The organism is Methylosinus sp. LW4 (assembly GCF_000379125.1).
GTDB lineage: Bacteria > Pseudomonadota > Alphaproteobacteria > Rhizobiales > Beijerinckiaceae > Methylosinus.
In genome coordinates, this window is sequence record NZ_KB900626.1 from 2404722 (window position 1) to 2422188 (window position 17467).

General features: G+C 63.3%; 15 protein-coding genes. 7 read left to right on the forward strand and 8 right to left on the reverse strand.

What is annotated here, in order from left to right:
* Positions 1-487 precede the first annotated feature (487 nt).
* Positions 488-922: an RrF2 family transcriptional regulator gene (locus tag METLW4_RS0111995; RefSeq protein ID WP_018266459.1), complete on the forward strand. Its 435-nt coding sequence runs from the start codon at positions 488-490 to the stop codon at positions 920-922.
* 2 nt (positions 923-924) lie between these two features.
* On the opposite strand, the gene thiD is transcribed toward METLW4_RS0111995, so the two are convergent.
* Positions 925-1734 (reverse strand): bifunctional hydroxymethylpyrimidine kinase/phosphomethylpyrimidine kinase, encoded by an 810-nt coding sequence (thiD, locus tag METLW4_RS0112000; RefSeq protein ID WP_018266460.1) that lies wholly within the window; start codon positions 1732-1734, stop codon positions 925-927.
* A 35-nt stretch (positions 1735-1769) separates the two neighbouring features.
* A complete protein-coding gene (locus METLW4_RS0112005; RefSeq protein ID WP_018266461.1) occupies positions 1770-2783 on the reverse strand; it encodes a WD40 repeat domain-containing protein in 1014 nt (337 codons plus the stop codon).
* 140 nt (positions 2784-2923) lie between these two features.
* Between METLW4_RS0112005 and METLW4_RS0112010 the strand changes: the two genes are divergently transcribed.
* Positions 2924-3250: a hypothetical protein gene (locus METLW4_RS0112010; protein ID WP_018266462.1), complete on the forward strand. Its 327-nt coding sequence runs from the start codon at positions 2924-2926 to the stop codon at positions 3248-3250.
* Between the two features lie 30 nt (positions 3251-3280).
* Here the strand turns inward: METLW4_RS0112010 and METLW4_RS0112015 are convergent, their stop codons facing one another.
* Positions 3281-5254, reverse strand: coding sequence for a putative bifunctional diguanylate cyclase/phosphodiesterase (locus METLW4_RS0112015; protein ID WP_157235082.1), 1974 nt, complete (start codon positions 5252-5254; stop codon positions 3281-3283).
* Between the two features lie 239 nt (positions 5255-5493).
* Here METLW4_RS0112015 and METLW4_RS0112020 point away from each other — a divergent pair, with 239 nt between their 5' ends.
* Positions 5494-6129, forward strand: coding sequence for an HdeD family acid-resistance protein (locus METLW4_RS0112020; RefSeq protein ID WP_018266464.1), 636 nt, complete (start codon positions 5494-5496; stop codon positions 6127-6129).
* A gap of 86 nt (positions 6130-6215) precedes the next feature.
* On the opposite strand, the gene METLW4_RS0112025 is transcribed toward METLW4_RS0112020, so the two are convergent.
* The gene (locus tag METLW4_RS0112025) at positions 6216-6461 is read right to left on the reverse strand and encodes a hypothetical protein (RefSeq protein WP_018266465.1); all 246 of its coding nucleotides are present in this window, start codon (positions 6459-6461) and stop codon (positions 6216-6218) included.
* A gap of 154 nt (positions 6462-6615) precedes the next feature.
* Between METLW4_RS0112025 and METLW4_RS0112030 the strand changes: the two genes are divergently transcribed.
* The gene (locus METLW4_RS0112030) at positions 6616-7518 is read left to right on the forward strand and encodes a methyltransferase domain-containing protein (protein WP_018266466.1); all 903 of its coding nucleotides are present in this window, start codon (positions 6616-6618) and stop codon (positions 7516-7518) included.
* A 55-nt stretch (positions 7519-7573) separates the two neighbouring features.
* A complete protein-coding gene (gene dapE, locus METLW4_RS0112035; protein ID WP_018266467.1) occupies positions 7574-8731 on the forward strand; it encodes a succinyl-diaminopimelate desuccinylase in 1158 nt (385 codons plus the stop codon).
* 212 nt (positions 8732-8943) lie between these two features.
* On the opposite strand, the gene METLW4_RS0112040 is transcribed toward dapE, so the two are convergent.
* Both METLW4_RS0112040 and parE read right to left on the reverse strand, forming a co-directional pair.
* Positions 8944-9999 (reverse strand): sensor histidine kinase, encoded by a 1056-nt coding sequence (locus tag METLW4_RS0112040; protein WP_018266468.1) that lies wholly within the window; start codon positions 9997-9999, stop codon positions 8944-8946.
* 153 nt (positions 10000-10152) lie between these two features.
* The gene (gene parE / locus METLW4_RS0112045; protein WP_018266469.1) at positions 10153-12168 is read right to left on the reverse strand and encodes a DNA topoisomerase IV subunit B; all 2016 of its coding nucleotides are present in this window, start codon (positions 12166-12168) and stop codon (positions 10153-10155) included.
* A 154-nt stretch (positions 12169-12322) separates the two neighbouring features.
* Here parE and METLW4_RS27785 point away from each other — a divergent pair, with 154 nt between their 5' ends.
* A complete protein-coding gene (locus METLW4_RS27785; protein ID WP_157235084.1) occupies positions 12323-14902 on the forward strand; it encodes a TIR domain-containing protein in 2580 nt (859 codons plus the stop codon).
* 10 nt (positions 14903-14912) lie between these two features.
* Here the strand turns inward: METLW4_RS27785 and METLW4_RS26485 are convergent, their stop codons facing one another.
* Positions 14913-15575 (reverse strand): 2OG-Fe(II) oxygenase, encoded by a 663-nt coding sequence (locus tag METLW4_RS26485; protein ID WP_157235086.1) that lies wholly within the window; start codon positions 15573-15575, stop codon positions 14913-14915.
* Positions 15576-15647: 72 nt separating this feature from the next.
* Entirely contained in the window at positions 15648-16316 is a 669-nt protein-coding gene (locus tag METLW4_RS0112060) for a DJ-1/PfpI family protein (protein WP_018266472.1), read from the reverse strand.
* A gap of 99 nt (positions 16317-16415) precedes the next feature.
* On the opposite strand from METLW4_RS0112060, the gene METLW4_RS0112065 reads away from it, so the two are divergent.
* Positions 16416-17357: a GlxA family transcriptional regulator gene (locus METLW4_RS0112065; protein WP_026191456.1), complete on the forward strand. Its 942-nt coding sequence runs from the start codon at positions 16416-16418 to the stop codon at positions 17355-17357.
* The last annotated feature ends 110 nt before the right edge of the window (positions 17358-17467 follow it).

Here is a 17467-nt window from a genome sequence, read left to right on the forward strand (position 1 = left end):
GGGATAGCCGCACGTCCTAACGATGAAACGCCGATCCGTCCAGCGGGACTGTGCGACGCACAATGGCGAGCGACAAATCCTATGGGCGTCGACGGTTTCCCCGGCCGCCGCCCCGCGCGCGGGCGGCTGCGTCCGCGCCGGCGCGAAAGCTTCGTCTGGACAGCCGGCGTCACTCTAGAATTCTAGTGAATTAGTGATCCGCTGGCGGCGCAAAAAGCGCGGGCGGGGCGGCGGAACCCTTTCAGCGGCAGAAATTTTCTGCTCCGCGACGGATTCGATGCTGGCGTTTTCCTTCTTGCGTGATAGTCGATATATCTATTCTATCCGCTTCGTCGTCATGGGTTTCGGCGCGCTCCCCTCGCGTTTCGCCATCATGAAAACGCCTCGCTCGAGGCGCAGATCGCGAGAGAGCCCATGGGGTTTGCCGACTTGCCGGAGGCGAGGCTCGCGCTCACTGCGGCGCGCGGACGGGAGAGATTGCGAACCGATGCTGTCCAACAAAGCGAAATACGGGCTCAAGGCGCTGATCCATCTCGCCGGCGCCGAAGGGCAGTGCCTCGCCGGCGACATGGCGACGCAGAACAACATCCCGCGCAAGTTCCTCGACGCGATTCTACTGGAATTGCGCAACGCCGGCATTCTCAACAGCAAGAAGGGCAAGGGCGGCGGCTATCACCTCGCCCGTCCGGCCGACAAGATCACCGTCGGCCAGATCATCCGCATTCTCGACGGCCCACTCGCGCCCATCGCCTGCGCCAGCCGCACCGCCTATCAGCGCTGCAACGACTGCCCGGACGAGGATGCCTGCGCGATTCGCGATCTGATGCTGGACGTGCGCGACGCCATGGCGCTGATCCTCGATCGCACCAGCATCGCCTCGCTGCGCGGCAGGGGACGGCGGTCGGCGCAAATCCTGCGCTGATTTCAGCTTTTCCAGAGAGATTGGAGAAGGTGCGGCGGCCCGCGCCCGCCGCCGAGCGCGAGCGCATCCGCCGCGCCGAGCGCCTCTGTCAGAAAATCCTTGGCCGAGCGAATCGCCGGGACCAGCTCGGCGCCATGCGCGAGATTCGCCGCTATGGCGGAGGAGAGCGCGCAGCCCGTGCCGTGAAGATTGCGCGTCGCCACGCGCGCGCCGTGGAACGCATGGACCTCCTCGCCCGCGACGAGAATGTCGAGCGGCTCGCCCGAGAGATGCCCGCCCTTCATCAGCACGGCGCGCGCGCCGCGCGCCACGATCGCCCTTCCCTGCTCCGCCATCTCCTGCGGCGTCGCGGCCTCACTCGCGCCGAGCAGAGCGGCGGCCTCCGGCAGATTGGGCGTGACCAGAGCCGCGAGCGGAAACAGCCGCGCGATCATCGTTTCGATGAGCCCGGCGGAGGAGAGCGAATCGCCGCTCGTCGCGACCAGCACGGGATCGAGGATTATGCGCCGCGCGCCGGCGCGGGCGAGCGATTCCGCCACGGCCTGCGCGATGGCGGGTTCGGCCAGCATGCCGATCTTGACCGCATCCGCCTCTATATCGGCGAAAATGGCGTCGATCTGCGCGGCGACGACCGGCGCGGGAACCGGATGAACCAGGCTGACGCCGCGCGTGTTCTGCGCGGTCAGCGCCGTTATCGCCGCCATGCCATAGCAGCCCAGCGCCGAGAATGTCTTGAGATCGCCCTGCACGCCGGCGCCGCCGCTGGGGTCGGAGCCGGCGATCGACAGGAGCTTGGGAATTTGGGCGGCCATCTCGCCTCCCGCTCTTTGCCCTATTTCTTCTGGCCCTATTTCTTCGGCAGCGCCAGCACGCCGGCCGCGCCATTCTCGGCGCCGACGAGCAGCCGCGTTCCCTTGGCGTCCCAGCTCAGAGCCGAAATGCGCGTGGGGGCTCCCGGTTCCGGCGCGCGCACCAGCAGCTCGGCGGCGTCGGTGAGGCGGCAGAGCAGCACCATGCCATCCTCATAGCCGATCGCCACGGCGAGCGCGCTCGGATGGAAGGCGACGCGCGTCACCTTCACCTCCGCCCGCACGCCGCATTCGCGCGGCGCCTCGCCCATCGGCCCGTCCTTGGCTTGGAAGGGCCAGACGACGCAGGCGTCGGCGCCGGAGGTGGCGAGCCATTTGCCGTCATGCGACCAAGACAGCGAGCGGGTCTTCGCCGGATAGCCGGCCATGCGCATATTCTTGCCGTCAGAGACGCGCCAGCCGTGCAGCATGTTCTCCTGCATGGAGGTGAGCACGAATTTGCCGTCCGGCGAAACGGCGGCGTCGAGATGCGAGCCCTTCCACTCCAGAAACTCGGGCGCGCCCGCATTGGGGAACCATAGCGAGACGCCATTGTAATGGGCGATGGCGAGCCGATAGCCCTTGGGAAAAAAGGCGATCCCGCGCGAGCTCGACGGCAGCGGCAGCGACTTGACCTCGCCCTTTGGCGTGCGCGCGCGCAGTTCGCGGCCGGCGGACCAGGCGAGCGTCCCATCGAAGCGCGCGGCGACGGCGTCGATCCATTTGCCCTTCTCATCGGCGATGATCTCGAGCCCGCCGGCGCTGTCGGACGCGATGACGAGGCCGTCGTCGCCGCCGGTTATCAGCCGCCGCCCATCGCTCGCCGCGACCAATATGGCGCCGTCCGCATGGGCGACGACGTGACGAGGCGCATCGCCTTCGAGAAGGGCGAGCCGCCCGTCGGCGAGCGCCAGCACGGGCGTCTCGCCGAGAAAGGCGGCGGCGACGACCTCCGCGCCGGCGTCGAAGGGCGTGAAAGCGGAAGTGAGGGAGGGAGCAGCGCCAAAGGTCACGATCGGGAACGCCTCGGGGGAAAGGCCGCTGCGGCGCGGCGGCTTCTCTATAGCGGATTTGCGGGGCCGGGCTCAAATGGCGCCGCATGTGGCGCCGTTCTTTCATGCCGAAGGGATTCGAGCCGGCAGGGAGGAGCAAGATGCAGCAAAAGCCCGACAGCGACGATTATCTCGCTCTTTTCGGCCGCTACAAGGAGGATTTCGGGGACGTCTACATGGACCCGGAGGACGAGCGCTTCCGGCTGCTCTTCGACCAGATTTGCCGCATGCTCACGCAGCCTTCTTCGTTCAATCTCAGCCTGCCCGAGCAGTTTCGAACCACGGCCTCCCGCTATCTCGCGGGCGACGCTCACACGGTCGCCCATATGAAGACGATCGAGAACCGCCATTTCATGCTCAGCGATCTTTTCGACTACATCCATCTCGTGAAGACGATGGGCGGCTCCTGGGACCAGCGCGGCCGATAAAAATCGAAGGCGCGCGGCTCCTCCGTTTCGTCAAGCGGCCGAGACCGCCGTCGGCGCCGGCGCGGCGGCGGCGGCCATCGCCAGAAAAGCGCCGAGCGGCATCGGCCGGCCGAACAGAAAGCCCTGCAGGCGCTGGCAGCCGGCGAGGCCCAGCACATAGGCCTGCTCCTCCGTCTCGACGCCCTCGGCGGTCACCGCCATGTCGAGCGCATTGGCCATGTGAATGGCGCCGGCGACGAGCACGCCGGTCGATTTCTCGATCGTGACCCGATCGACGAGCGATTTGTCCAGCTTGATGCGGTCGAAGCCGTATTTCTGCAGATAGGCGATGCTGGTATAGCCGGCGCCGAAATCATCCAGCGCCACGGCGACGCCCAGCGTCTTCAGGAAGGAGATCACCGCCGCCGCCCGCTGCGGATGATCGATCAGATAGCCCTCCGTCACCTCGAGCTCGAGACGCGCGGTGGAAAAGCCGGTCTCCAGCAAGGTCCGCATCACCGCGCGCTCGAAATCGGGATCGCGGAACTGCGCGGGCGAGACATTGACGGCGACCTTGATCGCCTCGACATCGAGAAAATCCTCGCAGGCCCGGCGCAGCACGAACAGGCCGAGCTGATTGATGAGCCCGCTGCGCTCGGCGATCGGAACGAACTGATCGGGCGTGAGCTCGCCCTCCGGCCGACGCGGCCAGCGCACCAGCGCCTCGACGGCGACGACGCGATTTTCCGTTGCGCCGACGATGGGCTGATAGACCACCTCGAGCTCGTCGGCGCGCAGGGCGCGGCGCAGCTGATCCTCTATGTCCTGCTGGCGCTGGCGCTCGAGATCGAGATCGGGCGTGTAGATCCGCACGCCCGATTTGCCATTGGCCTTGACGTGATACATTGCGATATCGGCGCGGCGGAACAGCTCCTGCGCGTCGCAGCCGTCCGCCTCCGTGCAGCAGACGCCGACGCTCGCTCCGATCTGCACCGCGCGATCGCCGATGCGGATGGGCCGCGCCAGAACCGCGAGCGCGCTGCTGGCGAAGGCGCGCGCCGCGCGCTCGGCCTCGGCGGCCGAGATCACCGCCGCGAACTCGTCGCCGCCGACGCGCGCCAGCATCGCGCCCTCCGGCAGAACGCGGAGGAGCTCCTTGGCGACTATGTCGATCAGCCGGTCGCCGGTCGAATGTCCATAAGTGTCGTTGACGTCCTTGAAGCCGTCGAGATCGATATAGACGACGGCGGTGGGCGTCGCGCCAGCGCTACGGCCGCACTGGTCGAGCCTCGTCATCAGCGCGCGGCGATTGGGCAGGCCGCTCAGCGCGTCCATATTGGCGAGCCGCGAATTCTCATCGCTGAGCCGCTGCGTCTCCGCCTGCTTCTCCGCCAGCGAGCGGCGCGAGGCCACCAGATGCGCGAAATCGCGGTAATAGATCATCAATATCGCGATCATGCCGATGGCGGCGAGCGCCAGATTGACCGACGCCGCACGAAAATGCCCATCGTCCGCGAAGAAGAAGAACAGGCTGAAAGGCGCGACGCCGACCAAGGTCACGTTGAGCGCCGCCGAGCGCAGATGCATCAGGCAGAAGTTGCAGCTGATCATCGTCAAGGCGAGGAAGAAGACGATCTGCGCCTTCGCATAGGCGTCGCCGTCGCCAAAGGTGTAGAGCGACAGGCCCCAGGCGGTGAAGGCCACGGCGATGAAGAAGGCCAGCCTGTTGGTGCGCTGCATGTGGCGGATGGCGATGTCGTCCGGCACTCGCGAGCGGCCGATCCGCCACCAGACGACGCCGCGCAGAAGGCAGAGGCCGCAGAGCGCGCTCGGCGCATAGAGGGACAGCCAGGGATGGCCGAATTTCGCGAAGGTGAACATCACCGCCAGCGCATTGGTCGCCAGGATGAAATAGAGAAGCGGAATCTGCCGTGCGAAGGCGCGAAACTGCGCGCGGACGAGCTCCAGGTCGTCGGTCGGAACGCTGAACAAAGAATGTAGTTTTCTGATGAGACTATTCTTCAAGATCAACGACCTTTCAGGCGTTCGTCACCCGCAATTCAAAAAATGGCCGCATCGGAAGCTTAGGCAAAAGCGGTGGCGATTTGGTTAAAATCGAGAAAATAATTACGCCGTGACGATGCGGCTCGCCGTCCGCGGCGGAGGCCTGGACGAAATGCGAAACGGACCAATGTCATGCGGGGGGACGGCTCCCCCGTCGGCGAGCCGTCGCCTCGCGGCATGGAAATTCCGAGGAGCCAAGCATGAGCACGAGCAGCGTATCCGGCGATCCGTTTCGCGGCAGCCCGTTCGATCTGAACAAGCTCGAAGCGAAAAACGCCATTCTCGCCCATAATTGGTGGGCCATCGGCCTGCGCGGCCTCGCGGCGATCATCTTCGGCCTCATCGCCGTGTTCCAGCCCGGCGTGACGATATTGTCGCTGGTGCTGGTCTTCGCGATTTTCGCCGCCGTGGACGGCATAGCGACGATCGTCGCCGCCGTGCGCGCCGCGCGGCAGGGCGAAGCGTGGCTGTTTCTCTTCCTCGCTGGTCTGGTGAAGATCGCCGCCGGCGCCTTCGCGGCCTTCTGGCCGGGCATCACCGCTCTCATCTTCGTGGCCGTGTTCGGCGCGGGCGAGGTCGTCGGCGGCGCGCTGACCTTCGGCTCGGCGCTCGATCTGAAGGAGGATCACGGCCGCTGGTGGCTGGCGCTGGGCGGCCTGCTGGCCGTGGTGTTCGGCCTGTTCCTGCTGCTGACGCCGGTCATCGGCGCGGTGGTGCTCACCTGGTGGCTCGGCATCTACGCCATAGCGCTCGGCATTGTGGAGCTGATCCTGGCGTTCCGGCTGCACGCCCGCCATGTCGAGCATCCGCCGCTGGCGCATCCGCAGGGCGCCTGATCGCCGGATCGGATAAAAAAAATCGGGGCGCCCGCAGCCACAGGCGCCCCGTCCCCCCTCTCCGCCCCCGCGGAAAGCTCGCGAAATCAGTCGATCGAGGAAATCTTGATCGGCGAATCGAGATCGGCGTGGACGACCTTGAGGCCCGCCTTGGCGACGGCCGCCTCATCGGCGTACCAGGTCGACTCGTGATCGAGCCCGCCATATTTGTTGAAGACCATCACATATTTGGCCTTCAAATCCACCTCGCAGCGCAGCCCTTTGCCCGGCTGGCCGATGGGCCGCATCTTGCCATCCCAATCGATGAAATAGCCCCCGGTCTCCTCGGACATTTCCTGTTCCCTTTCGGACATTTGTCTCCGTCGCCGCGAGGAAGCAGTTTTTGGGCCAGCCATCCCGAATGCGCCCGCATCGGCGACAGCGGGCTTGATTCGCCGACGCGCGCCTGTAGTGTCCGCGGCTCCTGTTGGAAATCCGCGTTGGGAAATGAAGCAGACGCTTTTTCGGCGCATTCGCCACACCTACGACCTGTTGTCGATCAAGACGTCCCGCTTCTTCAACGCCGGCTGGTATCGCTACCGATATCCAGACGTCCGCGACGCCGCCATCGATCCCGCGCGCCATTATCTCGAATTCGGCGCGCAGGAGGGGCGCGATCCGAGCTGGGCGTTTTCGACAACCGGCTATCTCGCGCGTTATCCCGACGTCGCCGCCTCCGGCGAGAATCCGCTGCTGCATTACATCCGCATCGGCGCGCGCGAGGGGCGCGAGCCGGATCGCGAGTTTTTGGTGGAGATCAAGCCGCCGCTCGACTACCGGCCCGAAGCGGATGTCGCGGCGGTTTTCGATCATCTGCTGCGCGAGCGCCGGCCCGCGCGCGTGCTGGAGGCCGGCACGCGGCAATCGACGTTCGGCGTCGCGACGCATTCGCGCCCCAATTTTCCCTGGGTGCGCGACGCCGACTATCTCAAGATGGATATAAGAGAGGGCCAGGATGTGGACGTCGTCGCCGATCTCCATGCGCTGCCCGCGCAATGGACCGGCGCCTTCGACTGCTTCCTCGCCAACGCCGTGTTCGAGCATTTGGAGCGGCCCTGGATCGCGGCGAAGGAGATCGCCCGCGTGCTGGCGCCGGGCGGCCTGTTCTGGATCGGCACGCATCAGTGCTTCCCCATCCACGCCCATCCCAATGATTTCTTCCGTTTCAGCCGCGACGCCTTGCGCCTCATTTTCGAGGACGCCGGCCTGATCGTCGAGGCCAGCGATTACGAGGGCCGCTGCGCCATTCTGCCGCCGGGCGACATGGTCTTCCCCGCCAATGTCGACGTTTGGAACCTGAGGGAGCCGTCCTTCATCGCCGTGCGCGCCGCCGGCCGAAAGCCGGGATGAAACAGAGCGCCCCGCGCCTATTGCGGAGGTCCGCCGCTTTCCCTAACTTCCGTCCATGACTCTCTCCCCCGCCCTTTCCATCACCCGCGATCTCCTTCGCTGCCCCTCCGTCACCCCGGCCGACGCCGGCGCGCTCGGCGTGCTCGAGCAGCGCTTGAAGGAGGCGGGCTTCGTCACGCATCGGCTGGTCTTCAAAGAGGAAGGCACGCCGGACATCGACAATCTCTTCGCCAAGATCGGCGAGGGCCGGCCGCATCTCGTCTTCGCCGGCCATACGGATGTGGTGCCGAGCGGCAATCCCGAGCGCTGGCGCTTCGATCCCTTTTCCGGCGAGATCGCCGACGGCAAGATTTTCGGCCGCGGCGCCTCCGATATGAAGGGCGGCATCGCCGCCTTCGCCGCCGCCGCCATCGACTATGTGAAGGAGCATGGCGCGCCCAAGGGCGCCATCTCCTTCCTCATCACCGGCGACGAGGAAGGACCGGCCGTCAATGGCACGGTGAAAATGCTCGATTGGGCGAAGGCCCATGGCGAGGTCTTCGACCATTGCATCGTCGGCGAGCCGACCAATGTCAAAGAGCTCGGCGACACGATCAAGATCGGCCGGCGCGGCTCGCTCAACGGGCGTCTCGTGGTGCGCGGCAAGCAGGGCCATTCCGCCCATCCGCATCGCGCCGAAAACCCGACGCCCGCCGTCGCGCGCATCGTCACCGCTCTGTCGACTCACGTCTTCGACGAGGGGACGGAGCATTTCGACCGCTCCAATCTCGAGGTGACGTCGATCGACATCGGCAATCAGGCCGCCAATGTCATTCCGGGCGAGGCGCGCGCGCGCTTCAACATCCGCTTCAACAATGTGTGGACGCTGGAGACGCTGCAGGCGGAAATCCGCCGCGTGATCGAGACCGCCGCGTCGGGCGCGAAAGTGGAGGTGGAGTTCCTGCCCTGCAATTCGCTGCCCTTCCTCACCGCGCCGGGCGATTTCAGCGCGCTCGTCGCCGGCGCGATCGAGGAGATGACGGGCCGCCGCCCCGGCCTTTCGACCAGCGGCGGAACCTCGGACGCGCGCTTCATCACGCGCGATTGTCCGGTGCTGGAGTTCGGCCTCCTCAACGAGTCGATCCATGCGGTGGACGAGCACGCCTGCGTTGCGGATGTCGATGGGCTGACGGCGATCTACAAGCGCATCATCGAGACGTATTTCGCGCGCTGAGGCCTCTCGGCCCTCGGAAACAAAATAGGCTCGCGCTCCCTTCTCCCGCGCAGGGGGAGAAGGTGGCCCGACGAAGTCGGGTCGGATGAGGGCTCGCGCCGCGACAGCATTATTTACGACTCAGAGCGCAGCAAACCCGCAGCCGCCCTCATCCGACCCTCGCTGACGCGAGGGCCACCTTCTCCCACAAGTGGGAGAAGGGGAGCGCGCTTTCACTCCGCCAGAGCTTGCGCGGCCGGCACGGCGAGCGTCCATTCGAAGCCGTCGGGCGGAAAGCCGATTCTCGCCTCGCCGCCGAGCGCCTGCGCGACGAGGCGCTTGATGACCTTATGGCCGAAGCCTTCGGACGGCGCCTCGGAAACAACCGGGCCGCCGAACTCGCGCCACTCCACCACAAAACGCCCGTCCTCGAGGCGCCAATGCAGCTCTATGCGTCCGTCCGGCTGCGCCAGCGAGCCATGTGTCAGCGCATTCACCGAAAGCTCGTGCAATGCGAGGCCGATGTTCTGCGCGGCCTCCGGCTTCAGCATCAGATCGGGGCCGCCGGCGCGCGTTTGCTCCTCGACGCAGCCGACGTCGAGGCAATAGGACAATTGCGCGCGCGCCAGCTCGACCATGGACGCGCCGCGCCAGTCCTGCGACACGAGCAGATCATGCGCCATCGAGAGCGCCTGCAGGCGCGCGGCGAACTTGCGCTGGAAATCGGCGAGCGAAGGCGCGCCCGCCGCCGTCTGCCGCGCCATCGCCTGCACCACGGCGAGAAGATTTTTGGAGCGATGCACCAGCTCGCGCAGCAGCACATGGACATGCTCCTCGCGCCGCTTGCGATCGGTGATGTCGCGCGCCGTGCCGATGATGCGCGCGGCGCGTCCGCCTTCGAAGAAAGTGCGGCCGCGCACCGCGATCCAGCGCTCGACGCCGTCGGTCTGGCCGATGACGCGATATTCCGCCTCGTAATCGCCGAGCGCGCCGGGATCGAGCGCGGCCTGAACGGCCTCGCTCGTCGGCGCGTTCCCGTCCTTGTGCTTGCCGTCCTTCGGCATCGCATTGCGGAAAATCTCGAAGCTGCCCGGCGCATCGTCCGGCAGCGCCCACAGCGCGCGCACGCGCGCGTCGAGATGCACCTCGCCGGTGACGAGGTCCCAATCCCAAATTCCGGTGAGGCTCGCGTCGAGCGCCATTCGCATGCGCTCGAGCGCCAGAGCTTCGTCGCGATCGTCCCGCCGCTGCGGCGCCGACGCCTCGCTTCTCCCGTCGATGTCCGTCAAGCTCGACCTCTCGACGCCCGCCGCCCGCTTCGACTGGCGCGGACCTTAGCCCAATGGCCACCAGCGGGCGAGAAAATCATTTCCAAATCACGCGTCGCCAATGCTCCATTGCACGAAACGGTAAACGTCTCCGCCCGGTCCGCGGTTCCCGCGTCACACATCCAATTCCGTGGCGAAAGCGGCGCGCTCCTGAATGAAGGCGAAGCGCGCCTCGGGCTTGGCGCCCATCAGCCGCTCGACGCAATCGGCCGTCTCCTCGCGCTCCTCGCCGGCAATCACCACCTTGAGCAGCGTGCGCTTCCTGGCGTCCATCGTCGTTTCCTTGAGCTGCGCCGGCATCATCTCGCCGAGGCCTTTGAAGCGGCTCGTCTCGATCTTGCCCTTGCCGGTCAGCACTTTCTTCACCAGCTCGTCGCGATGCGCGTCGTCGCGCGCATAGACGGTCTTGGCGCCTTGCGTCAGCTTGTAGAGCGGCGGCACGGCGAGATAGAGATGGCCGCCGTCGATGAGCTTGGGCATTTGCCGAAAGAAGAAAGTGATGAGCAGCGACGCGATATGCGCGCCGTCGACATCGGCGTCGGTCATCACGATGATCTTGTCGTAGCGCAAATCCTCGTCGCGATAATGCGAGCCGATTCCGCAGCCGAGCGCCTGCACGAGATCGGCGAGCTGCTGATTGGCGGCGAGCTTCTCTCGGCCAGCAGATGCGACATTGAGAATCTTGCCGCGCAGAGGCAGCACGGCCTGACTGGCGCGGTCGCGCGCCGCCTTGGCGGAGCCGCCGGCGGAATCGCCCTCGACGATGAAAATCTCCGAGCCTTGCGATGACGTGTTGGTGCAATCGGCGAGCTTGCCCGGCAGGCGCAATTTGCGCGTCGGGGATTTCCTCGCCTGCTCCTTCTCGGCGCGGCGGCGAAGCCGCTCCTCGGAGCGCTCCACCGCGAAATCGAGCAGCTTGGTCGCTTGCGACGGCGCGCCGGCGAGCCAATGGTCGAAAGCGTCGCGCACCGCGCCTTCGACGAGGCGCGAGGCCTCGACATTCATCAGCCGCGTCTTGTTCTGGCCCTGAAATTCCGGCTCGCGAATGAAGACGGAGATCATCGCCGCCGACTGGCCCATGAGATCATCCGCCGTCACATTGGCGGCGCGCTTGGCCTGGCCGATGCGCTCGGCGTGATCCTTCAAGCCGCGCAGCAGAGCGAGGCGAAAGCCCGCCTCATGCGTGCCGCCGTCCGGCGTCGGAATCGTGTTGCAATAGGAGTGCGAGAAGCCATCCTCATTGGCGAACCAGGCGATGGCCCATTCGAGCGAGCCATGGCCGCCCTCGCGCTGCACCTTGCCGACGAAGGGCTGATCGGCGACCAGCTCCTTGCCCTCGGTCTCGCGCGCGAGATAATCGCGCAAGCCGCCGGGAAAGCGCAGCACGGCCTCGGCCGGCACATCCGAGCCCGGCTCGATCAGCTCTTTGGCGCAATGCCAGCGAATCTCGACGCCGCCGAAGAGATAGGCCTTGGAGCGCGCCATGCGGAACAGCCGCGCGGGGCGCCAATGCGTCGCCGGGCCGAAGATTTCCGCATCCGGCTTGAAGCGCACCTTGGTGCCGCGGCGATTGGCGATGCGGCCCAATTGCTCGAGCTTTCCCTGCGGCAGGCCGCGCGAGAAGATCATGCGATAGAGCTGCTGACTGGCGACGACCTCCACCTCGAGCCGCTCGGAGAGCGCATTGACCACGGACACGCCGACGCCATGCAGGCCGCCGGAGGTCTGATAGGCGCCGGAGTCGAACTTGCCGCCGGCGTGCAGCATGGTCATGACCACTTCCAGCGCCGATTTCTTGGGAAACTTCCGGTGCGGGCCGACGGGAATGCCGCGGCCATTGTCGACGACCGTCAGCCAGCCCCCGGACTCGAGCGTAACTTCTATGAAGCTGGCGTGGCCGGCGACGGCCTCGTCCATGGCGTTGTCCAGCACCTCGGCGAAGAGGTGATGCATGGCGGCTTCGTCCTTGCCGCCGATATACATGCCCGGCCGTCGCCGGACGGGCTCGAGGCCCTCGAGCACCTCGATGGAATCGGCGTCATACTCCGCCGGCGCCTTGGGCGCTTTCGCGGCGGGAGCGGCGGCCGGCTTGCGCGGAGCGCCGCCGAAGAGATCGTCGGATTTGGCCATGGAGGGGATTTTAGCGATTCGCGGGGGCGGACGCGAGGGGGACATCGCAAGCGAAACCGAGTCGGCGCGCTCGTAAAGCTCCTTTTTGTTGCAGAAAGCAAATTTGAGAGCTAACATATTAAAATACACTTCTTCTATCTCTGGAACGATTGCCATGCTGAGTGAGCCAATTCGCGGGACGATTTTCATGTCACACGCGAGCGCCGATAAGGCTTATGTCGAACAAATAATAGCCGCGCTTGATAGCGCCCTAACTTTCTACGATATTAGGACAATTTCTCCTGGGAATGCAACACTTGACGCAATGAAGGCGGGCGTTTCAAATGCTGGATTGTTTGTTTTGTTCCATTCAACTAATAGCAGAAGCGCATGGGTTGATTTTGAGAAATCCTTGGCTGAAGTTCAGGCTATAGTTCATCCGACAACACGTATACTTGTTTGTCCGTTGAATGGCTCTGACTATAAAACATTGCCGCCATGGATGACACGCTACATGACAACTACTAGTGAATTTCGGCCAAATGACACTGTAAGGTCAATCCAATTCCTTTATGCTAAATATCTCAAAGATGCATTTCCTGACCAGATTAAGACATTTCCTGGCCGAGAGGCTCTAAAAAGAGAAATTGCGCTCGCCGTTATGCGAGCTTCAGCATCCACCGGTCATATTGTGAGCGCGCTGGTACTAACGGGAGTCCAAGGGATGGGCCGAGGAACGCTCGCCAGCGAGTTGGTTACGGAAGTTTATCGTGGCATGCGACCGGGTGGGCCAATTTTCGAAATTCCTGCGGCTGGCGACGCTGTGGATTGGCACTTGCGCTTTCTAGAAGATCTTAATGGACAACTCTCGGAGGCTGATACAGCAAATCAAATTAAAGCATTTAATGAACTCATTCCTTCCGCGCAAGCCGACACCCTGATCGCGTCGCTGGAACATTGGTCCGCCCTTAATCAGGTAGTGATCGTCCGACACCGATGGGGGCTGCGGGATAGAGGAAACGTGCTTCGCCCGTGGCTTTCTGCGCTTTTCCAAAAGCTCAAGTTTAAACCTAATATTCGCTTGATTTTGATCTCAGAAAGACAACTACCTCGCGAAGAGATGGCGCAGCTTCAAAATGTCAGACAGTTTGGACTTGAAGAACTTGACCAGGAAACAATAGCCTATATCCTCAGTGAACGCATCTCTCCCCGTTACCTGGACGCTCAAAGGCTCCCCGAGCTTGCCAAAAACATTCATGGTCATCCTGCCACGGCGAACCATGTGGCATATCTGGTGAATAGCGGACGTAGCATCGAGTCACTCGTCGCGTCTCCAGAGCCAGTCACCGCATTTCAGGATCGCATCCTAGCCGAGCTGTTTGATAGCGGTGTTCTATCGAAACTCCAACGTCACATCCTGAAACTACTATGCTGGTTTCCAAAGCTTTCCTTCCAAATAATAAAGGATGTTTTTAACGATGAAATAGCCGGAAACTTGGCAAATGAGCTTTGGGAACTCGTTGAGTTTTCGCTTGTTGACCAATCTGACATGGGTCGCTATAAAGTTCCGGCCGTCGTTTCAAGTAGCTACCGGCGCAGAAGCACTGATGGTGACAATGAGATATTTGGTAGAATATCTTTAGTGCTGAAAACATCGTTCGACGAAGGCACATTAGATTTCGGCCTTATCGAGTCGCTGCTCGTCGCTGTCGTTTCATCTGGAGAAGAATTGTCTGATCGTCTTGTCAGCGTGTTGACCCCGGCACGCGTCGAGCCTGTAATAGAGAGAGAATATTACGAGGCCATCGGATCAGTTGGAGAGGAGTCTCGCGTTCATTTTAAAAGATGCAACGCATTGGCCTCATTAGCAATGAAGATGAAAACAACCGACGATAGCTTAGAAAATATTTTATTTTTCGGTGCCGACAGCAGCATTCGACTAAGTGAATACCCTGATGATATGATTAAACTGATGAAAAAGAAAGGATTTTTAACGGCAGATTACATCGAGGCAAGCTATCTTTACCACCAGAAGCGGGACTTCGAAGGTGCAGCGCGGTGCCTGTCTAGGAGCCTTGAAGCATCAGGATTCCGCCTTCGAAATATAAGGCTCCTTACAAGGATTTATCTAAGAGATGGCAAATTTAAGCTTGCCTTAGATACATTGAATAAAATTTCTCATACCAGATTATTACGTGATACCGGCCTCGTGATGATGAAGGTAAGAGCGCTCAGAGGCACAAGAAATCATGCTGACGCCGAAGACCTCGTCGCACACCTCAAGAACCGTAGCGATGAGTACGGAGACTATGCAATATATAAAGCATCGAGATTTTTACGAGAAGGGCAGTTTCGGGAGGCCCTTAAATATGTAGAGCAAGCAAAAAAAGCGCCAAAAGCAAATAAGGCCGTCTTAAACTTTTTGCAATGCGCATGTGAGGTAGAAAGTGGTAATTTAGAAAATCTAGCTTCAACATGTGCATTAGCGCGATCAATGGGACGCGAATGGGACGCTTGGCAGCTTCTTGCTAGGGCTGCTTTAGCTGAGCGTGACTGGCGATCCGCTGAGGACTACATATCCAGAGTTCCAAGGAAGGATTGGTTTGATTTGAACGTAGTCTGTCGTACACTAGAGTTAAAGTTAACCGATCCAGAGATTGCAAGAGACCCGGTCGCGAGAAGTGAGACCCTCCAAAAACGCGAAGAGGCCCTGCGTCTCTCTGCCGATGCGGTCGAGGGTAGCAGCTATGCGTAAATCCACCGTCTCAGTCGCTAAAATGATCACCTAGCGGCAAAAACGGCTCCAAGTGATCGCTACAATCGTCGGCGATTTCGCGCGCTCGCCTCAGCCAGCAATTGATCGAAAACCTGCCCTCGGAAAAGTGCGCTGTCGCACAGTGCGTCGGCCGCACCTCATGCGATGCGGCGGAGGGAAAAGCGACGAGACGATCATAGGCCGGCGCTATGTCCGCAAAACCATCCGTCGAAAAGAGCCGCAGCGCGCCGCCCTCGAAACGCTGTGGCAGCGCGTGAAAATAATAGACGAGCGTGAGAACCCGCACGCTGTCGTGTCCGTCCGGCCGCGGCGGCGCATCGGCGTGGCGCTTGAAAAAGCCGCCGTCGCCATAGCGCACCATCTCGATCTCTTTTTTCGTTTCGGACGGCAGACGAGCATTCAGCTCGCGCGTCAGATGCGCGAGGACCAGATCGACAGATGCGGCGAAAGCCGCGCGCAGCGGGCCGAGCTCGAGAAGACGCGACGAATCGCGCACCGATGTATCGATGCGCGCCGCGCGCTCGGCCGTGTAGAAACGCGATTGCGAAAATTCGCTCTCATGCGCCAGCGCGAATTGCATCAGCTCGCCTGCGCGCGCCGCGCCGAGAAAGCCGTCTATGACGACATGCGCAGGCGTGGCGGCGGCGGTCATGGGCGCATCCATTGCGGCGACAGAAGCGCTCGATAGAGCACAGAAAGCCGCAATGGAGAAGCCGCGCCGCGCTCAGCCATGCAAACCCGCGAAGCGCGCCTTTCGCTCGGCGAAACGCGGCGTCACCCATTCGACCAGCGCTTCGCCCGCCGTCTCCGGGCGCCCGCTGTCGAAGGGCGGCGCCGGCGCATATTCGATCGACAATTGAATGGCGCGCGCGAATTGCTCGCCGGCGATATCGGCCGCGAGCGTCAAGGCGAAATCAATGCCCGCCGTCACGCCGCCGCCGGTGACGACGCGGCCGTCACGCACGACGCGCGCGGCGTCTGGAACGGCGCCGAACAAGGGCAGAAGATCGCGCCAGGCCCAATGGCAGGCGGCGCGCTTGCCGCGCAAAAGACCTGCGGCGCCGAGCAGCAGCGAGCCGTTGCAAACCGAGGTCACATAGCGCGCGCCTTCCGCGAGCCGCGCGATCTGCTCCAGATATTCGCGATCGACCGACGCCGCCTCGACGCCGGGACCGCCGGGAATGCAGAGGAGATCGCAGCGCTCCACGCCGACGAGCGCGCGCGTCGAGCCGAATTCGAGACCCGTGTCGGACGCGACGGCGCCGCCCTCGCGCGAGGCGACGACGACCTCGGCGCCGGGCAGTCGCGACAGCACCTCGAAAGGCCCGGTGAAATCGAGCTGGGTGAGCCGCGGAAAAATCGCGAAGACGATGCGCAGGCTTTGGTCGGACATTGCGAGCCTCCCCTTGTTGACGAAGGCAGAGTAGCGCCGCTAGGTTCTGTCTCAAATGACGGTTTTCCCACTTTTTCGGACAGAGCCATGCGCGCGCGGATCATCGCTCTGCTGATCTTCGACGACTTTCAGATTCTCGATGCGGCTGGACCGATCGCCGCTTTCGAGATCGCCGCGCGCATCGCGCCCGGCGCCTATGCGCTACGAACGATCGCCGCCGCTTCCGGCCTCGTGCGCTCCTCGTCCGGCGTCGCCATGGCGGCGGCGAGCTTCGCCGCGGCGCGACGCTGCGACACGCTGCTGATCGCCGGCGGCCTCGGCACGCGCGGCGCCGCCACGGACAGAAACACGCTGGCTTTCGTCGCCCGCGCAGCGACGCGCGCGCGACGCGTGGCGAGCGTATGCTCGGGCGCCTATGTGCTGGCGGCGGCCGGGCTGCTCGACGGCCGCAGAGCGACGACGCATTGGAGCCGCAGCGGCGATTTTCAGCGACGCTTTCCCAAGGTTCGGCTGGAGCCGGATTTGATCTTCGTGCGCGACGGGCCGATCTGGAGCTCCGCCGGAATCACCGCGGGCATAGATCTCGCGCTGGCGATGATCGGCGACGATCTCGGCGAGGATGTCGCGCGCGCCGTCGCGCGGCAGCTCGTCGTCTATCATCGGCGCCCGGGCGGGCAATCGCAATTTTCCGCGCTGCTGGAATTGGAGAGCAGGCAAGACAAATTCGCGACGCTGCTGCGCTGGGCGAGCGAGCGTCTACGCCAACGCCTCACCGTGGAGGAGCTGGCCGCGCAGGCCGCGATGAGCCCACGCAATTTCGCGCGCGCCTTCTCCCGCGCGACCGGCGCGACGCCCGCCAAGGCGATCGAGCGCCTGCGCCTCGACAGAGCGAAGAGCGCGCTGGAAGACGGCGCCGACACGATCGAGCAAATCGCGCGCGACAGCGGCTTTCGCGACCCAGAACGAATGCGACGCGCGTTTCTACGCGTTTACGGGCAGCCGCCGCAGGCGTTTCGGCGTGGGCGCTCCGCGCCGAGTTGAATGATACAGAGTTAAAAATCTGCTCCACTGGAGCCGGAGCCCCCATGACCTTGACTCCCGAATTCATTACTCGTCAAATATAAGTGGCTCGACTTGCCACAAACCCTTTG

Coding starts and splice junctions, on each gene's coding strand:
- METLW4_RS0111995 (WP_018266459.1), top strand. CDS start 488: ATGCTGTCCAACAAAGCGAAATACGGGCTCAAGGCGCTGATCCATCTC.
- thiD (WP_018266460.1), bottom strand. CDS start 1,734: ATGGCCGCCCAAATTCCCAAGCTCCTGTCGATCGCCGGCTCCGACCCC.
- METLW4_RS0112010 (WP_018266462.1), top strand. CDS start 2,924: ATGCAGCAAAAGCCCGACAGCGACGATTATCTCGCTCTTTTCGGCCGC.
- METLW4_RS0112020 (WP_018266464.1), top strand. CDS start 5,494: ATGAGCACGAGCAGCGTATCCGGCGATCCGTTTCGCGGCAGCCCGTTC.
- METLW4_RS0112025 (WP_018266465.1), bottom strand. CDS start 6,461: ATGTCCGAGGAGACCGGGGGCTATTTCATCGATTGGGATGGCAAGATG.
- METLW4_RS0112030 (WP_018266466.1), top strand. CDS start 6,616: ATGAAGCAGACGCTTTTTCGGCGCATTCGCCACACCTACGACCTGTTG.
- dapE (WP_018266467.1), top strand. CDS start 7,574: ATGACTCTCTCCCCCGCCCTTTCCATCACCCGCGATCTCCTTCGCTGC.
- parE (WP_018266469.1), bottom strand. CDS start 12,168: ATGGCCAAATCCGACGATCTCTTCGGCGGCGCTCCGCGCAAGCCGGCC.
- METLW4_RS27785 (WP_157235084.1), top strand. CDS start 12,323: ATGCTGAGTGAGCCAATTCGCGGGACGATTTTCATGTCACACGCGAGC.
- METLW4_RS26485 (WP_157235086.1), bottom strand. CDS start 15,575: ATGACCGCCGCCGCCACGCCTGCGCATGTCGTCATAGACGGCTTTCTC.
- METLW4_RS0112060 (WP_018266472.1), bottom strand. CDS start 16,316: ATGTCCGACCAAAGCCTGCGCATCGTCTTCGCGATTTTTCCGCGGCTC.